Consider the following 16,152-nt stretch of genomic DNA (forward strand, 5'->3'; position numbering starts at 1 on the left):
GTTAAGTACACTCAAGTTTATGGGTTCACCCAATTAGAGAAAGGATGCGCGTGGACACCAAACTCACCACTAAGAGCCAAGAAGCTCTCTCGGCTTCCGGGATGAACGCTTCAACCGCAGGCAATCCGCAGATTGAACCTGCGCACCTGCTGAAGGCCTTGCTGGACCAGCGCGACTCCGTCGCAGTCGCCCTCCTGAAGACCGCCGGATTGGATGTCGACGCGCTTTCGATCAAGGCAAGCGCTGTCATCAACGCATTGCCTTCCAGCTCCGGCAGTTCAGTGGCCCAGGCCCAGTACTCCCGACAGCTGCTGCAGGTTGTGAGCAACGCCCAAGCGGCTGCCGCAGAAATGGGGGACACCTACGTCTCCACGGAGCACCTGCTTATCGCCTTGGCGTCAGACCAGACCAAGGCCGGCGACGCGCTGCGCGAATTCGGGGCCACCCGCGAACTGCTGGTGGGCACCTTGCCCACCATCCGCGGCGACCGCAAGGTCGATAATCCGGATCCGGAGGCCACCTTCCAGTCCCTGGAGAAGTTCGGTACCGACATGACCGCCCTGGCTCGCTCGGGCAAGCTGGATCCAGTCATCGGCCGCGACCGCGAGATCCGCCGCGTGGTCCAGGTGCTCTCCCGCCGAACCAAGAACAACCCGGTGCTGATCGGCGAGCCAGGCGTTGGCAAAACCGCTGTCGTTGAGGGGCTTGCCCAGCGCATGATCGCGGGCGACGTGCCGGAATCCCTGCGTGGCAAGACCCTGATCTCGCTGGATTTGGGCGCCATGGTCGCCGGCGCCAAGTACCGTGGCGAATTCGAGGAGCGGCTGAAGTCGGTATTGGAAGAGATCAAGGCTTCGGACGGCCAGATTGTCACCTTCATTGACGAGATCCACACCGTGGTCGGCGCCGGAGCCTCCGAAGGCGCCATGGACGCGGGGAACATGCTCAAGCCAATGCTCGCCCGCGGCGAGTTGCGCTTGATTGGTGCTACTACCTTGGACGAGTACCGCGAGAACATCGAGAAGGATCCCGCCCTGGAACGCCGCTTCGCACAGGTGTATGTCGGTGAGCCCAGCGTGGATGATACCATTGCCATCCTGCGTGGGTTGAAGGAGCGCTACGAGGCGCACCACAAGGTTTCCATTGCGGACTCCGCCTTGGTGGCAGCATCCACGCTGTCCAACAGGTACATCTCCGGCCGCCAGCTGCCAGACAAGGCCATCGACCTGGTTGATGAGGCCGCTAGCCGCCTGCGCATGGAGATCGACTCGGCTCCGGAGGAAATCGATGAGCTGCGCCGCGAGGTGGACCGGCTGACCATGGAGGAGCTGGCGCTGTCCGATGAAACGGATCCAGCTTCGGTGGAACGCCTGGATGCGCTGCGCAAGGACATGGCCGACAAGAAGGAACAGCTGGACGCGCTGAACTCCCAGTGGGAAGCCGAGAAGGCTGGCTTGAACCGCGTCGGTGACCTGAAGGTCAGGCTCGACGAATTACGCAGCCAGGCCGACAAGGCCCAGCGCGAGGGCGACCTGGAGCAGGCCTCTCGCCTGCTCTACGGGGAGATCCCAACGCTGCAGCAGGAACTGGATGCGGCGGCAGCTGCCGAAGCCGATAAGGCCGATACGCACACCATGGTTGCCGAGGAAGTCACCGCGGATGACATTGCAGAAGTCATCTCGGCGTGGACCGGTATTCCGGCCGGGCGCATGCTGCAGGGTGAAAGCCAGAAGTTGCTGGATATGGAAGAAATCATCGGGCAGCGCCTGATGGGGCAGAAGCAGGCTATTGCCGCTGTCTCTGATGCCGTTCGCCGTACCCGCGCCGGCATTGCCGACCCGAACCGCCCTACCGGATCCTTCCTGTTCCTGGGTCCTACCGGTGTCGGCAAGACGGAGCTGGCCAAGTCCCTGGCTGACTTCCTCTTCGATGATCCACGGGCGATGGTGCGGATCGACATGTCCGAATACTCGGAGAAGCATGCGGTTTCGCGCCTGGTCGGTGCCCCTCCGGGCTACGTAGGGTATGAAGAGGGCGGGCAGCTGACCGAAGCTGTGCGCCGCCGCCCGTACTCGGTGATTCTGCTGGACGAGGTGGAAAAGGCGCATCCGGAAGTATTCGATATCCTGCTGCAGGTGCTCGAAGACGGGCGGCTGACCGATGGCCAAGGCCGCACCGTGGACTTCAGGAATACCATTCTGATCCTCACCTCGAATCTGGGTTCCCAGTTCCTGGTGGACCAGAGCATGGAAGACGAGGCCAAGAAGTCAGCGGTGATGAGCGTGGTCAATGCATCGTTCAAGCCGGAGTTCTTGAACCGTCTCGATGAGGTCATCCTCTTCGACCCATTGAGCATCGAAGAGCTGGGCAGCATCGTCAAGCTGCAGATCGACCTGCTCGCACAGCGCTTGGCCGACCGCCGCTTGAACCTGGAGGTGGATCAGGCCGCCAGCGATTGGCTGGCCCTGACCGGTTACGATCCTGCCTACGGCGCTCGTCCGCTGCGCCGCCTGGTGCAGCGCGAGATCGGAGACCGGCTGGCCAAGGAGATCCTGGCTGGAACGGTGCAGGACGGGGATACTGTAGGGGTCACCCTGGACGAAGTTGGCGACAAGCTCAAAGTTGCCAAGAAGGCCTAGGAGCCTGGCAATGGCGAGGGCGTGAACGGATGGAATCCCGTTCATGCCCTCGCCATTTTTCCTGAACGCAGACTTAGCTGTCGGTGGTCTCCTGTGCCTTGGACGGCTCCTCTTCGGAGTTCTCCGATTCTCCATCCGTAGAGCCCTCTGGCAGCAATGAGTTGCGGACGTCGCCCTCGGACAGGCTCAGGAAGCACGAAACGGTGCGGTCGCCCTGGCCCCAGGTGCTCTCCGAGGGACGCGAGAAGTGATAGGTCCAGGTGGAGTCCAGCCCTGCACGAGGATCCAGTGACACCGATTTGCACAGGTCTTCGGATTGGGTGAGCAGCACGTTGGCTCCCGGGTACTCCTCGCCAGTGACCTGGAAGATGCCGATCAGTTGGGCATTGTGGGAGGAATCACAGGTTACGACCGTCTGCGGATCCAGTGGTGAATTGAATCCGCGCAGGCAGTCGCCTTGCTCCAACTGGGTTGGAGGCATCTCGGTGGCAACAATGCCGTCGAGGCCTGGATTCTCGTTGCGCTCCACGTTGTTCGCAGTTGGCGAAGCAGGGGGATCCACTAGTCTCAACACCACGAAAACCACTGCCGCGGCCAGTGCGAGAACGGCGACAATCATCAAGGCCCATTGGGCACTTTGACGCTTGGGCTTCTCCGGTTCTGGCTGCAATGGCGGCAAAGCCGCCTGCGGCTCGGGCAGATTGTTTTCCACCACCTGTTGAGCTCCTTCGTGGTTGGGTCGGGCGATCGCTCGCCGGCTCAATACATAGTCGTTGGACTAATCGACAGTCTAGCGGTTTCGGAGGGTGTTGCATTCAGCGCTCGCCGGTGAATCGTGTTAACCTTTAATTACGAAAGAACTGATCACATATTCGGGGGCCTTCATCTTTTCAAGGTGGACCACCTCCCGACTCTACTGAAAAGAGGGGGTCACGCCATGGGGCGCGGCCGTCAAAAGGCTAAAGCACAGCGTCAGGCGCGAGATATCAAGTACTACTCGCCGTCCACTGACCTTTCGGCACTTGAACGCGAGTTGGGCGTTCAGTCCGATCATCATGCTCAGAACACTGAGCGTAATGATTCATCGTATGACGAAGAATATTCGGAATACGACGAGCTGACTAAGAAGTACTCGGGAGATGACGAAGACGAGTAGCCTCGTCTTCTGATGCCGGGAGTCCTTGGCTCAGAGTGCCACACCTTAAGCATTGAGTGGTACAGCTCTTCAGTACATTTTGCGACAAGCCGCAGCGACTAAGCTAAATTAGCTTTTAGTCGTTGCGGCCTTTGTCGTGCCCAGTAATTGTTAGGTGGAACGTGAGCACTCCAGAAGAGCTATCCATCCAGATGGCGCATCATTCGGCCATCCGGTCGATGCAGCGCATTGTCGAGCAGCAGGCACCTGAATCCCCGGAAGCTGAAGCGCGTGCCGGGGTGCGCCAAATGCTTTCCGCTGGCGGGGTCCTGGTGGTCACCGGAGCCGGTGTTTCTACCGATTCCGGAATCCCCGACTACCGGGGACCCAACGGTTCATTGCAGCGCCACCGGCCGATGACCTATCAAGAATTCCGATTCCGTCCTGAAGCCCGGCAGCGCTATTGGGCCCGTGGCTACGTCGGCTGGCGCCATATGGACAAAGCCGAGCCTAACCACATTCACCAGCGCTTGGTGCAGTGGGAAGAGCACGGGAAACTCAGTGGAATCATTACGCAGAACGTTGACGGGCTGCACCAGCAGGCCGGATCCAAACGGGTCATTCCGGTCCATGGCGACTTGTCGATCGTCCGCTGCCTGGACTGCGGGTACAGCGAGAACCGCAATGACTTTGATCTGCGCCTGCAGGCGGCCAACGAAGGCTATTTGGAAGCCGTGGAAATCGACCCCAGCGCGGTGAACCCCGATGGGGATGTGGAGCTGCCCCAGTATCTGGTTGACCGGTTCAACATGGTGGCCTGCTTGAGCTGCGGCTCGCTGGCCCTGAAGCCTGATGTGGTGTATTTCGGCGAGAACGTTCCGGTTGAACGCAAGGAACGCATTGCGGCACTGGAAGCGGAATCCACATCGCTCTTGGTGCTGGGCTCCTCCCTTGCAGTGATGAGCGGGTACAAGATCCTGTTGAACTTCGTCAAGCGGGATTTGCCGGTGGCGCTGATTACCAACGGCCACGTCCGCGGTGAACAAAAAGCAACCTGGCGCTGGCGTGTGCCTTTGGAGCACGCCCTGAAGCAACTGGACTAGCAGGCCGGTATTTCGTCCCGCAAGGGACACCAATGAAGCGTGCCAAATGCTGCTCTGGGCACTCAGCCCGGCAGGAAGCTCGCACTGGTGCAGCACCACCGGCAGCATTGCCTGGCGCCTGGAAGCCGGGCAAGAGGGCTCCGGTCAACCCTGCATCCCCATTCGCATGGCGATGGCGTTAAAGAACCGATGCGCCGCACTGGGATCAGTGCGGCGCATCGGCAAGGAAGCGGATCCTGCGAGTACTACTTGGCGTAGTTGCCGGTCAGCAGCACTGCGCCGCCGTCAACGCCCTTGGCTCCCTGGACGTAGTCCAGTCCGGCATCGGCTGCCGCTGGATCGATATTCTCGACGCCGCCCATGACCCAAGCTCCCATGCCAGCCTTGTTCAGCAGCTCTACGGCACGATCAGCTACAGCTGGATCAACAACAGCAACCATGCCCACACCCAGGTTCAGGGTGCGCTCAAGGTCAGGCTGTGGCACGTTGCCCAGCTGGGCGATGGTGGAGAAGACTGCTGGCAGGGACCAGGTCGAGCGGTCCACACGGGCCATCAGGCCCTGGGGCAGCACGCGAGCCAGGTTGGCAGCCAGGCCCCCACCGGTGACGTGGCTGAAGCCGTGCACGCCGAAGTTCTCGCCGTCGTTCAGCTCGCCCACCAGATCCAGGCAAGCGGTGGTGTAGATGCGGGTCGGAACCAGCAGTTCCTCGCCCAAGGTCTTGCCGAACTCTGCAACTTCGCGTTCCAGCTCCCACTTGGCGTGGGCGATGACGCGGCGCACCAGCGAGTAGCCGTTGGAGTGGATGCCCGAGGACGCCATGCCGATGACGACGTCGCCGGCCCGCACGCGCTCCGGGCCCAGCAGCTGGTCAGCTTCGATGACACCGGTAGCAGCACCGGCAACATCGTATTCGTCCTCGGCTAGCAGGCCCGGGTGCTCCGCGGTTTCGCCGCCAACCAGCGCGGTGCCGGCCAGCTTGCAGCCTTCCGCGATGCCGCGCACGATATCCGCGATGCGCTCCGGGACGACCTTGCCGGTGGCGATGTAGTCGGTCATGAACAGAGGCTTGGCGCCCACCACGACAATATCGTCGACCACCATGCCGACCAGGTCCTGGCCGATGGTGTCGTGGATGTCCAGCTTCTGGGCGATGGCAACCTTGGTGCCTACCCCGTCGGTGGAGGTAGCCAAGTACGGCTTCTTGTAACCGGTCAGGAACGATACATCGAAGAGCCCGGCGAAGCCGCCGACCCCTCCGACAACGCCCGCGGTGTGGGTTGCCTTGATCGCGCCCTTCATCAACTCAACGGCACGGTCACCGGCCTCAACGTCAACGCCGGCACCGGCATAGGTGATGGAAGTTGGCTGCTGATCATTGCCGCTCATGGCAGTCGGTTCCTTTTCTGTTCTGGGCGCCGCATTTCCGGCGCCCTTTGCAACGAGATGGTTGGGATCGTGGAGGGGATTAGCTGTTGGTTTCGAACTCGGCATCAGGACCTGGCTCGCAGCCGCCCTGGTTGCTGCGCTCCAGCAGGTTCTTGCCGCGGCGCTCCTCGTTCGGCAAGGCGATCGGGTACTCGCCGGTGAAGCACGCGGTGCACAGGCGCTCGCGCGGCTGGCGGGTCGCTTCGATCATGCCGTCTTCGGAAATGTAGGCCAAGGAGTCCGCGCCGATGGAGGTCGCGATCTCAGCCACGGCAGCGCCGTTGGCGATCAGCTCGGCACGCGAGGCGAAGTCGATGCCGTAGAAGCAAGGCCACTTGACCGGAGGCGAGGAGATCTTCACATGCACCTCGGCGGCACCGGCCTCGCGCAGCATGCGCACCACCGCGCGCTGGGTGTTGCCGCGGACGATCGAATCATCCACCACCACGACGCGCTTGCCGCGCAGCACGGTTTCCAGCGCATTGAGCTTGAGCTTGATGCCCAGCTGGCGCAGGGTCTGCGATGGCTGGATGAAGGTACGGCCCACGTAGGCGTTCTTCACGAAGCCGTGGGTGAATGGAATGCCCGATTCCTCGGCGTAGCCGATGGCGGCCGGGGTGCCGGACTCCGGAACCGGGATCACGATGTCCGCGTCCGCGCTGTTCTCGCGGGCCAGCTGGCGGCCCATTTCCACGCGGGATTCGTAGACCGAGCGGCCGGCAATGGCAGCATCGGGACGAGCCAGGTAGACGTACTCGAAGACGCAGCCCTTGGGAGTGGCTTCGGCGAAGCGGGTGGAACGCACGCCGTTCTCGTCGATGGCGATCATTTCGCCGGGTTCGATTTCGCGGATGAACGAGGCGCCAACGGTAGCCAGTGCAGGCTGCTCCGAAGCAACAACCCAGCCTCGGTCCAGCCGGCCCAGGACCAGGGGGCGAACACCATGCGGGTCGCGGGCTGCGTAGAGGGTGTCCTCGTTCATGAAGACGAAGCAGAAGGCGCCTTCGATCTTCGGCAGCAGCTCCAGCGCGGTTTCTTCCAGCGACTGGCCTTCGGAACCGGCCAGCAAGGCGGTGACCAAGGCGGTGTCGGTGGTGTTGCCCTGGGCGAGTTCGCCGCGGACCTTGCCGCCTTCGGCCTGCTGCTTGGCGGAGACCATATCGGCCAGATCAGCGGAGTTGGTCAGATTGCCGTTGTGGGCCAGGGCGACGGTACCGGCCTGGGTCGGGCCCAAGGTCGGCTGCGCATTGGCCCAGTGGCTGGCACCGGTGGTCGAGTAGCGGCAGTGGCCGATAGCCAGCTGGCCGGCCATGGAGTTCAGCGTATTCTCGTCGAACACCTGGGAGACCAGGCCCATGTCCTTGTAGACGTTGATACGCGCACCGTCGCTCGTGGCAATACCAGCGGATTCCTGTCCGCGGTGCTGCAGGGCATACAGGCCGTAATAGGTGAGTTTTGCGACCTCTTCGCCAGGAGCCCAAACGCCAAAAACGCCGCATTCATCCTGCGGCCCCTTTTCGTTTGGAAGCAGGTCGTGATTTAAGAATCCATCGCCACGCGCCATGTTGGTTATTCTCTCATGTTCCAGTTGGTCGACACCGACCAAAAATGTGGTGGGTGGCGGCCAGGTGCGCGGCCGCCTGCTCTTCTAATTCAGGAGAAAAGCTGCCTAGCCTTGTAGTCCGCTGGAGTCAGTGTCCTCGGCCAGAGGAACTGCCAGATGCTTGGTGGTTTTGCGTGAGGTCACGCGATCAACAATCACATACGCCAATGCGCCGATGCCTACGCCCAGGCCTGCACCGAATATGGCGAAGAATCCGGACGCCGAGGTGCGGGTGTAATCCTGCGATGGTTCGCCAAGCAGGCCAATGATGAGACCGGCTAGCGCGCCAAGGACCGCGAAAGTCAAAATGAACGGCCAGAACTTGGGCGACGAGTGAATATGCACTTCAACACTCTGATCGGCAGAAGACGGGGTAGCGGGGTGTTGCTCCATACCCTTAAGGGTACTCAATAAGTGGTAGGTGCGCTGACAAGTCTGCCCTAAGTCCCGAAGCATGCAATTGCCCAGTCTGCAAGGCCTCGGCCCAGCCGATACGCCCAGTAGCAAGGGAAAGCCAGAGCTCAGCAGGCATTTCGACTACATTCGGAGGTGTTCCGCGGGTGTGCCGGGGACCCGCTATGCACTGAGTCACACCGAAGGGCGGAACGCGTACCTCGACCGAGTTGCCCTCGGCGCGGGAGGCCAGCTCCTCCAGCGAAAAGCGCACCGCGGTGGCGAGCACCGGGCGGGCTATTTTTCCTTGTCCCTGCGTGGTTCCGGACCATTCGCGCAGGGCCGCTCGGCCAGCGGTTTCATCAACGCGCCGTTTGATTGCCATGGGTCGATTCCACTTTCTCTCAATGACGGAGAAACGTCATATTTGCGTGCGCTGGGCATCTACTGTGGATCTGGAAAACCGAGAAATCCAGCCATGCCAACTCTAGTTCAGCCAACGCAGCGCCGGTTGGATGCCGGCATGATGCTGTGCCGAAGACTTCCAGGGGGCGCTTTGGGCTTGCTGGCGCCGAATTCGCCCCTCGGCCCGGTGCCAGGCGGGCGGCCAGATGGACGGGGCCTGCGGCTAATGCCTGCGCGTCATAGACGCGGTTGACCCGCTGGATCTCCGGTAAACTCGACCGGGTGAAGGTACTGGTTATTGGCCCAGGCGGCCGTGAGCATGCAATTGTCCGTGCACTGAGTGCAGACCCCTACGTCAACGAAGTTCATTGCGCCCCCGGCAACGCCGGTATCGCACAGGACGTCACTACCCACGCGATCGATGCGCAGGATCCTGCCGCAGTCGTCGCGCTCGCCCGGGAACTGGGCAGCGATCTGGTGGTCGTCGGCCCCGAAGCGCCGCTGGCTTCCGGTGTTTCCGATGCGCTGATCGCAGCGCAGATCCCGGTCTTCGGCCCGACCCAGGCTGCCGCGCAGCTCGAAGCGTCCAAGGCTTTTGCCAAGAACGTCATGGCTGCCGCTGAGGTTCCCACCGCCATGGCCCATGTGGCCACCAACCGCGAGGAAGCCGCCAGTGCGCTGGATGACTTCGGTGCGCCGTACGTGGTCAAGGACGATGGCCTGGCCGCCGGCAAGGGCGTCGTGGTCACCGGCGATCGCGACGAAGCGCTGGAGCACGCAGAAGCCTGTTTTGCCGCCGGCGGAACCGTAGTGATCGAAGAATTCCTCGATGGCCCAGAAGTTTCCCTGTTTGTCATCTGCGATGGCAAGCATGCTGTTCCGCTGGCCCCGGCACAGGACTTCAAGCGCATCTTCGATAACGACGAAGGCCCGAACACCGGTGGCATGGGTGCCTACTCGCCGCTGGAATGGCTGCCGGAGAGCTTCGTCGACGAGGTCATGGACCGCGTCGCCTACCCGACCCTGCGCGAAATGGAAAAGCGCGGCACCCCGTTCACCGGCGTGCTGTACTGCGGCTTGGCGATCACCAAGCGCGGCATCCGCGTCATCGAGTTCAATGCCCGCTTCGGCGACCCGGAAACCCAGGCTGTCCTTGCCCGGCTGAAGACTCCGCTGGGCGGTGTGCTGATGGCTGCCGCCAAGGGCCGGCTCGATGATGCCGAGCAGCTGACCTGGTCCGCGCAGACCGCAGTTGATGTGGTCATCGCCGCCGAGAACTACCCGGACACCCCGGTCAAGGGAGCGGTGATCTCCGGGCTGGAGGCAGCCAACGGAATTGACGGCGTGCACGTGATGCATGCCGGAACTTCCGCGGATGCTGAAGGGAACATCATTGTTTCCGGTGGCCGCGTACTGGCCGTGGTGGGCCTGGGCGATGACCTCGCCGCGGCCCGCGCCGCAGCGTACGCCGGGGTTGCCGAGATCAGCTGGGACGGTGCCCAGTCGCGCACCGACATTGCGTTGAAGGCCGAACGCGGCGAAATCGCCATCGCCAACGAAAGCAAGTAGAGGACTACAGAACTCATGGCAGGATTCCAGACCGAAGTGCTCGACCTAGAAGGTTGGGACCATTACTACTCGGGCAAGGTACGCGACCTGTACGTGCCTGCGGGCGCCAGCTTCGAAGGCACCGACCGTGTCCTCGTGGTGGCCTCCGACCGCATCAGCGCCTACGACTTCGTGCTGGCCAGCGAAATCCCGGACAAGGGCAAGGTGCTGACCCAGCTCAGCCTCTGGTGGTTCGAGCAGCTGGGCGACTTCGCCAACCATGTCATCTCCACCGATGTTCCAGCCGAGGTGGCCGGACGCGCGATGGTGTGCAAGAAGCTGGAGATGTACCCGATCGAGTGCATCGCCCGCGGATACCTGACCGGATCGGGCCTGGCCGAGTACAAGGCCTCGCAGACCGTGTGCGAGCTGCCACTGCCGGCAGGACTGGTGGATGGCTCGCGCCTGGAACCGGCGCTGTTCACCCCATCGGCCAAGGCCGAGGTGGGGGAGCACGACGAGAACATCTCCTTCGAGCAGACCGTGGAACGCGTTGGCGCCGAAGTTTCCGAGGCGCTGCGGGAGAAGACCGTGGCCCTGTACGAGCAGGCCGAGCAGATCGCCCGCGCGCGCGGCATCATCCTGGCCGATACCAAGGTGGAGTTCGGAGCTGATCCGGCCACCGGCGAGATCACCCTGGGCGATGAGGTGCTGACCCCGGATTCCTCGCGTTTCTGGGATGCCGAATCCTACAAGCCGGGCCAGGCGCAGGCCAGCTTCGACAAGCAGTTCGTCCGCGACTGGCTGACCTCCGCCGAATCGGGTTGGGACAAGAACTCGGGCGAAGAACCGCCTCAGCTGCCAGCCGGAATCATCGAGAAGACCCGTGCCCGCTACATCGAGGCCTACGAACGGCTCACCGGCCAGGTCTTCAGCGCCTAGGCGCAGGCGAAGAACAACCACGCACGGCAAAGCCCTCCGCTGATCGAAGTGATCTGCGGAGGGCTTTGCGCTGTCCTGGACGGGATCAGACCAGCGAGTCCTTCCACGCCTTGTGCAGGGCCGCGAAGCGCCCCTCATCGGCAATCAGCTGCGCTGGGGTGCCGTCCTCGGTGATCTTGCCATCGTGGACCACCAGCACGCGGTCCGCGATCTGCACGGTGGACAGGCGGTGCGCGATGATCAGCGCGGTGCGGTTGCCCAGCAGGGTTTGCAGTCCGCGCTGCACTGCCCGTTCCGAAGGGATATCCAGGGAGCTGGTGGCCTCATCAAGGATCAGCACCGCAGGATCGGCAAGGAAGGCGCGGGCAAAGGAAATCAGCTGGCGCTGGCCGGCCGAGACCCGTCCGCCTCGCTTGTTCACGTCGGTGCCGTAGCCCTCAGGCAGATCCAAGATGAACTCGTGGGCGCCGACCGCACGGGCGGCGTACTCGATATCCTCCGGCGAGGCGCCCGGCCGGCCCAGCGCGATGTTCTCGGCCACCGATCCGGAGAAGAGGAACGCCTCCTGGGTGACCATCACCACGTGCTGGCGCAGTTCCTTGTTCGACAGCTCGTTGATCGGCACCGAATCCAGTTCCAAGGTGCCCGAACGCAGGTCGTAGAAGCGGGCAATGAGCTTGGCCAGCGTGGACTTGCCGGCACCGGTCTGGCCTACCACGGCCACCGTTTGGCCCGCCGGGATCCGCAGGTCGAATTCCTCCATGATCACCGGGCCCTCGCCGTAGCCGAAGACCGCATCCTTGAAGACCAGCTCGCCGGCCACCTTGCGGATGGTGCGAGGGGCCGCAGGCTCGCGCACCGTCGGTTCTTCCTCCAGCAGCCCCGAAACCTTCTCCAGGGCGGCGGTGGCCGACTGCAGCGAGGAATAGAACATGGCGATCTGCTCGACTGGCTGGAACAGGCGCTTGGAGGCCAGCAGGATGGCCACCATCGCACCGACCTGCATGGTGCCGTCGATGATGCGGAATCCGCCGTAGGCGAGCAATGCCGCCACCGTCAGGTTGCCGATCAGGACCAGTCCCGGCTGCAGGACGCCGAAGAGGTTGAAGGAACGCACCGAGTTCACCCGGTACTGCTCCGCGAGATCCGAGTAGTTCGCGTCGTTGGCTTCCTCGCGGCGGAAGGCCTTGACCGCGCGGATGCCGGTCATGGTTTCCACGAAGGTGGAGATGACCTTGGCCGAGACCACGCGGGATTCGCGGTAGAGCAGCTCGGAGCGGCGCTGGTACCAGAAGAAGAGGATCGCTACCGGAAGGACGGCCACGCAGACCACCAGGCCGCTGCGCCAGTCGAGGAAGAAAATCGAGACCAGGGTGAAGACCACGAACACGCAGGAGGAGGCCAGTTCCGAGACGCCTTGATCGAGCAGCTCGCGCAGCGTTTCCAGATCGGAGGTCTGCCGGGAAATGATCCGCCCGGAGGTGTAGTTCTCGTGGAATTCGAGGCTCAGCCGCTGGGTATGGCGGAAGACCTGCTGGCGCAGATCCAGGAGCATCGCCTGGGAGATCTTCGCCGCACTGGTGATGTACCAGGAGAGCAGCACGCCGCTGAGCACGGCGCACACGATGTATCCGGCCCCGGTCATCCCCAGGGCGCCCCAGTTGCCTTCGCGCACCTGCGGCAGGGTCCAGTCGATCGAGAAGGCGATCAGCACCGGAAGCAGCACGCGTGCCGCGTTGGAGAACAGCACCAGCACCACGGTGAGGACGAACAGCTTCTTCTGCGGCACGGCCAGCGAGGCCAGCAACCGGAAGGAACGTTGCCGCACGACCTTGCGCTCGGCGGCAGAGAGCTTGATGGCGTCTTCATTGGCGACGCCCAGTGGCTTGCTCATCGGGAGACCTCCACGGTGGCTGGCTGGTCTTCGTCATCCAGGCTGGCGATGACGAATCGGTAATGCTCATTGGTGCTCAACAGGTGGGCATGGCTTCCCACCGCGTCGATGCGGCCATCGCGCAGCAGCGCCACGCGGTCGGCGAGCATCACGGTCGAGGGCCGGTGGGCCACGATCAGCGTGGTGGTTCCGGCCAGGACTTCGCGCAGCCTCTCGGTGACCAGTTCCTCGGTGCGCACATCCAGGGCGGACAGCGGATCGTCGAGGACCAGCACGCTCGGGCGCGCTGCGATGGCGCGGGCCAAGGCGATGCGCTGGCGCTGCCCGCCCGATAGCGACAGGCCTTCCTCGCCGATCAAGGTGTCTACCCCTTCGGGCAACGCGTAGGCAAACTGCGCCTGGGCGACGTCCAGGGCTTCGGCGAGCAGGGCTTCGCGCTGCTGCTCATCCAGGTTTTCCGGGGCGCCGAGCAGCACGTTGCCGCGGATGGAGGTGGAGAACAAGGTGGTGTCCTCGAAAGCCACGGCGATCTCGGTTCGCAGTTCCTGGAGGTCCCAGTCCTTGACGTCCTGTCCGTGGATGAGCACCTCGCCGGAGGTCGCTTCATGCAGGCGCGGAACCAGGTTCAGCAAGGTGGACTTGCCCGAACCGGTGATGCCGACAAGGGCCATGGTTTCCCCGGGACGGATCTCCAGATTGATGTCGGCCAGGATCGGCCGGTGGGTACCGGCGGTATCCGGGTAGGCGAAGCGCACATGCTCCAGCTTCACGCTGCCATCGCGTTCTGCAGGGACCCGGGGCTGCGCGGGGGAATCGATGTCATTGATTGAATCCATGACCTCGAAGTGGCGGTCCAGCGCAGTTTTGGTGCTCAGCGTCATGCCCAGCAGCATTCCCATGCCCTCGACGGGGCCGGCGATGACCGCGGCGATGGCGAAGTAGGCCACCAGCGAGCCGACGCTCAGCGTGCCGTTGGCGACCTGGGCAATGCCGATGAGCAAGCCGATGCCCAGAATGGTTTCGGGCACCGCAACCACGGTGAGCAGGAAGCTGGCCAGCGTCTTGGCCTTGGTTATTTCGGTTTCCTGCAGGGACTTTGCCTGGGCGCTGAAGCCCGCGTAGACATGCGGCCCGCGGCCGAAGGCCTTGATGACGCGGATACCGTGCACTGATTCTTCCACCGCGGTGGCCAGGTCCCCAGCCTGGTCCTGGCTGCGGCGGCTGGCGGCCCGGTAGTCGTTGCGGAAACGGTAGGCCTTGATGGCAATCGGGATAGATCCCAGCAGGTAGAGCAGTCCCAGGATCCATGAATGGGTGAACATCAGCACCAGCCCGGTGATGACGGTGACGGTTTCAACAACCAGCATCATCGCGCCGAACGCGAGCCAACGGCGCAACAAGGAGAGATCCGACATGGAGCGGGAGAGAAGCTGCCCCGAGCCCCAGCGTTCGTGGAACGCCACGGGCAGGCGCTGCAGGTGCTTGTAGAAGCGGATGCGCATCTGCGCTTCAAGGCCTGCTGCGGGATTCAGCACGAATTGGCGGCGCAGGAAGATCAGCAGGGCTTCGACAAGGCCCAATGCGGCAACGATGCCAACAGAGAGCCACACCTCCGAGGCTGCCCCATCACGATGCAGGACGACATTGACCAGCCAGGCGAGCACCTGGGGGATGGCCAGCGCGACAATTCCGGCGCCGAGCGCGCAGAGGAAACCGCAAAAGAGCCGGGGGAAGATCGGCTTGACGAAAGGAGCAAGCCGTTTCAGTGTTGCGGAGAGCGGGACCGGATCTTTCGAACCGGCCTGTTGAGCTTGAGCCACGGTACCCCGCATTCATCCAGAAGTTTGACAGAGTTACAGACTACCGGCAGTAGTTGGGATAATTCAATCAATAGGCAACTATTGGAAAGAAGTGCTTCACATTGGAGGCAAATAATCCCCGGTCGAGCACCAAGAAGGTGCTTGACCGGGGATTACCCGAAGAAATTTCGTGGCTTAGTCGCGGGCAGCCAGGGTAACCATGATGGCTTCCGGCGGGCAGGCGAAGCGAATCGGAGCGAAGCGCGAGGTGCCCACGCCAGCGGAAACATTCAACGGAACGGTGTTGCCGTTGTATTCCCAATCGCTCAGGCCGCGGGCGCGCCACGTAGGCAGATCGCAGTTGGAGACCAATGCGCCATAGCCCGGGATGCACACCTGGCCGCCGTGGGTGTGGCCAGCGAAAATGACATCAGCCTTCGCCTCGGTGAATTGGTCAAGAACCCGCTGGTAGGGCGCGTGGGTGAGCGCAATGCGCACGTGGGGCGCCTGGCTGCTTGAGGAGGAACCACGCGGCCAGCCAGCGAAGAGGTCCCGGTCGATGTGCGGATCATCCACGCCGGTAAGATCCAGGCGCAGGCCATTGAGCACCGTGGAATGCGCACGGTTGGACATGTTGATCCAGCCGGCTCCGCCGAAGGCCCGGTGCATTTCTTCGAACGGCAACTGGTCGCGCGGGGCAGGGTTGGGAGTTCCGGTGGAAGGAGCCAAATACCTGAACGGGTTCTTCAGCTTCGGAGCGTAGTAGCAATTGGACCCGGGAACGAAGGCGCCAGGGAAAGCCATCAGCGGTTCCAGCGCCTTGATCAAAGCCGGCACGGCCTTGCGGTGGCTGAGGTTATCCCCGGTGTTGATGACAAAGTCGGGCTTCAGATCAGCCAGACCGCGCAGCCACTGGGTTTTGGCTTCCTGCCCTGGAACCATGTGGATGTCCGAAAGGTGCAGGACCTTGATGTCGCCGTATCCGCGGGGCAGAACCTTAAGCGATTCGTGGCGCAGCCCGAACTTCTGGGCCTCCAGCATGCCATAGCCCACCAGAGCTCCGCCGATGGCCAGAGCGCCGGTGGCGGCAAGGGCCGCAGTACCGCTGGCATGACGTAATGCCGAAGCGAAATTATTCTGTTCAACCATGACTTCTGTGCCATCGTCCTTTCAAGCCCGGAGGCAACTTCTGGTGGAGTTCTCCTATGCCAATCTAAACCGAAAGGCCGCGTCCAACCAAAGTTGAACGCGGCCTTTCGAATAT

13 protein-coding genes are annotated in these 16,152 nt (G+C 62.7%); 5 read left to right on the top strand and 8 right to left on the bottom strand.

The annotated features are described in order from the left end of the window. Positions 1–50 precede the first annotated feature (50 nt). On the top strand, positions 51–2,639 hold the full coding sequence (gene clpB / locus M2368_RS16680; protein WP_498724749.1) for an ATP-dependent chaperone ClpB: 2,589 nt from the start codon (positions 51–53) through the stop codon (positions 2,637–2,639). A 73-nt stretch (positions 2,640–2,712) separates the two neighbouring features. Here the strand turns inward: clpB and M2368_RS16685 are convergent, their stop codons facing one another. Beyond that, positions 2,713–3,354, bottom strand: a complete 642-nt coding sequence (locus tag M2368_RS16685) for a septum formation family protein (RefSeq protein ID WP_133833565.1) — start codon at positions 3,352–3,354, stop codon at positions 2,713–2,715. Positions 3,355–3,576: 222 nt separating this feature from the next. On the opposite strand from M2368_RS16685, the gene M2368_RS16690 reads away from it, so the two are divergent. Next, entirely contained in the window at positions 3,577–3,795 is a 219-nt protein-coding gene (locus M2368_RS16690) for a DUF3073 domain-containing protein (protein WP_105657086.1), read from the top strand. A 191-nt stretch (positions 3,796–3,986) separates the two neighbouring features. Further along, positions 3,987–4,877 (top strand): Sir2 family NAD-dependent protein deacetylase, encoded by an 891-nt coding sequence (locus tag M2368_RS16695; protein ID WP_133833708.1) that lies wholly within the window; start codon positions 3,987–3,989, stop codon positions 4,875–4,877. A gap of 245 nt (positions 4,878–5,122) precedes the next feature. Here M2368_RS16695 and purM read toward each other — a convergent pair whose 3' ends face one another. The 4 genes from purM to M2368_RS16715 all read right to left on the bottom strand — a co-directional run bounded on the left by purM (position 5,123) and on the right by M2368_RS16715 (position 8,685). After that, on the bottom strand, positions 5,123–6,265 hold the full coding sequence (gene purM, locus M2368_RS16700) for a phosphoribosylformylglycinamidine cyclo-ligase (RefSeq protein ID WP_332485915.1): 1,143 nt from the start codon (positions 6,263–6,265) through the stop codon (positions 5,123–5,125). A 79-nt stretch (positions 6,266–6,344) separates the two neighbouring features. After that, on the bottom strand, positions 6,345–7,868 hold the full coding sequence (gene purF, locus M2368_RS16705) for an amidophosphoribosyltransferase (protein WP_105656990.1): 1,524 nt from the start codon (positions 7,866–7,868) through the stop codon (positions 6,345–6,347). Positions 7,869–7,973: 105 nt separating this feature from the next. Further along, positions 7,974–8,300, bottom strand: coding sequence for a hypothetical protein (locus tag M2368_RS16710; protein ID WP_105656989.1), 327 nt, complete (start codon positions 8,298–8,300; stop codon positions 7,974–7,976). 4 nt (positions 8,301–8,304) lie between these two features. After that, positions 8,305–8,685 carry a sterol carrier family protein gene (locus tag M2368_RS16715; RefSeq protein ID WP_105656988.1) on the bottom strand — a complete coding sequence of 127 codons (381 nt, stop codon included), beginning with the start codon at positions 8,683–8,685 and terminating at the stop codon, positions 8,305–8,307. A gap of 302 nt (positions 8,686–8,987) precedes the next feature. On the opposite strand from M2368_RS16715, the gene purD reads away from it, so the two are divergent. Beyond that, complete coding sequence (gene purD / locus M2368_RS16720) at positions 8,988–10,274, top strand: phosphoribosylamine--glycine ligase (RefSeq protein WP_402695843.1); 1,287 nt, start codon at positions 8,988–8,990, stop codon at positions 10,272–10,274. A gap of 15 nt (positions 10,275–10,289) precedes the next feature. Next, entirely contained in the window at positions 10,290–11,195 is a 906-nt protein-coding gene (locus M2368_RS16725) for a phosphoribosylaminoimidazolesuccinocarboxamide synthase (protein ID WP_332498200.1), read from the top strand. Positions 11,196–11,280: 85 nt separating this feature from the next. Here the strand turns inward: M2368_RS16725 and M2368_RS16730 are convergent, their stop codons facing one another. The 3 genes from M2368_RS16730 to M2368_RS16740 form a co-directional block, all read right to left on the bottom strand. Continuing rightward, positions 11,281–13,089, bottom strand: coding sequence for an ABC transporter ATP-binding protein (locus tag M2368_RS16730; protein WP_400341982.1), 1,809 nt, complete (start codon positions 13,087–13,089; stop codon positions 11,281–11,283). Further along, entirely contained in the window at positions 13,086–14,909 is a 1,824-nt protein-coding gene (locus tag M2368_RS16735; RefSeq protein WP_133833570.1) for an ABC transporter ATP-binding protein, read from the bottom strand. The genes M2368_RS16730 and M2368_RS16735 overlap by 4 nt, the downstream gene beginning before the upstream one ends. A gap of 174 nt (positions 14,910–15,083) precedes the next feature. Continuing rightward, on the bottom strand, positions 15,084–16,037 hold the full coding sequence (locus M2368_RS16740; protein WP_105656984.1) for a metallophosphoesterase: 954 nt from the start codon (positions 16,035–16,037) through the stop codon (positions 15,084–15,086). Between the last annotated feature and the right edge of the window lie 115 nt (positions 16,038–16,152).

It is taken from the genome of Arthrobacter sp. JUb119, assembly GCF_024807995.1.
Lineage (GTDB): Bacteria > Actinomycetota > Actinomycetes > Actinomycetales > Micrococcaceae > Glutamicibacter.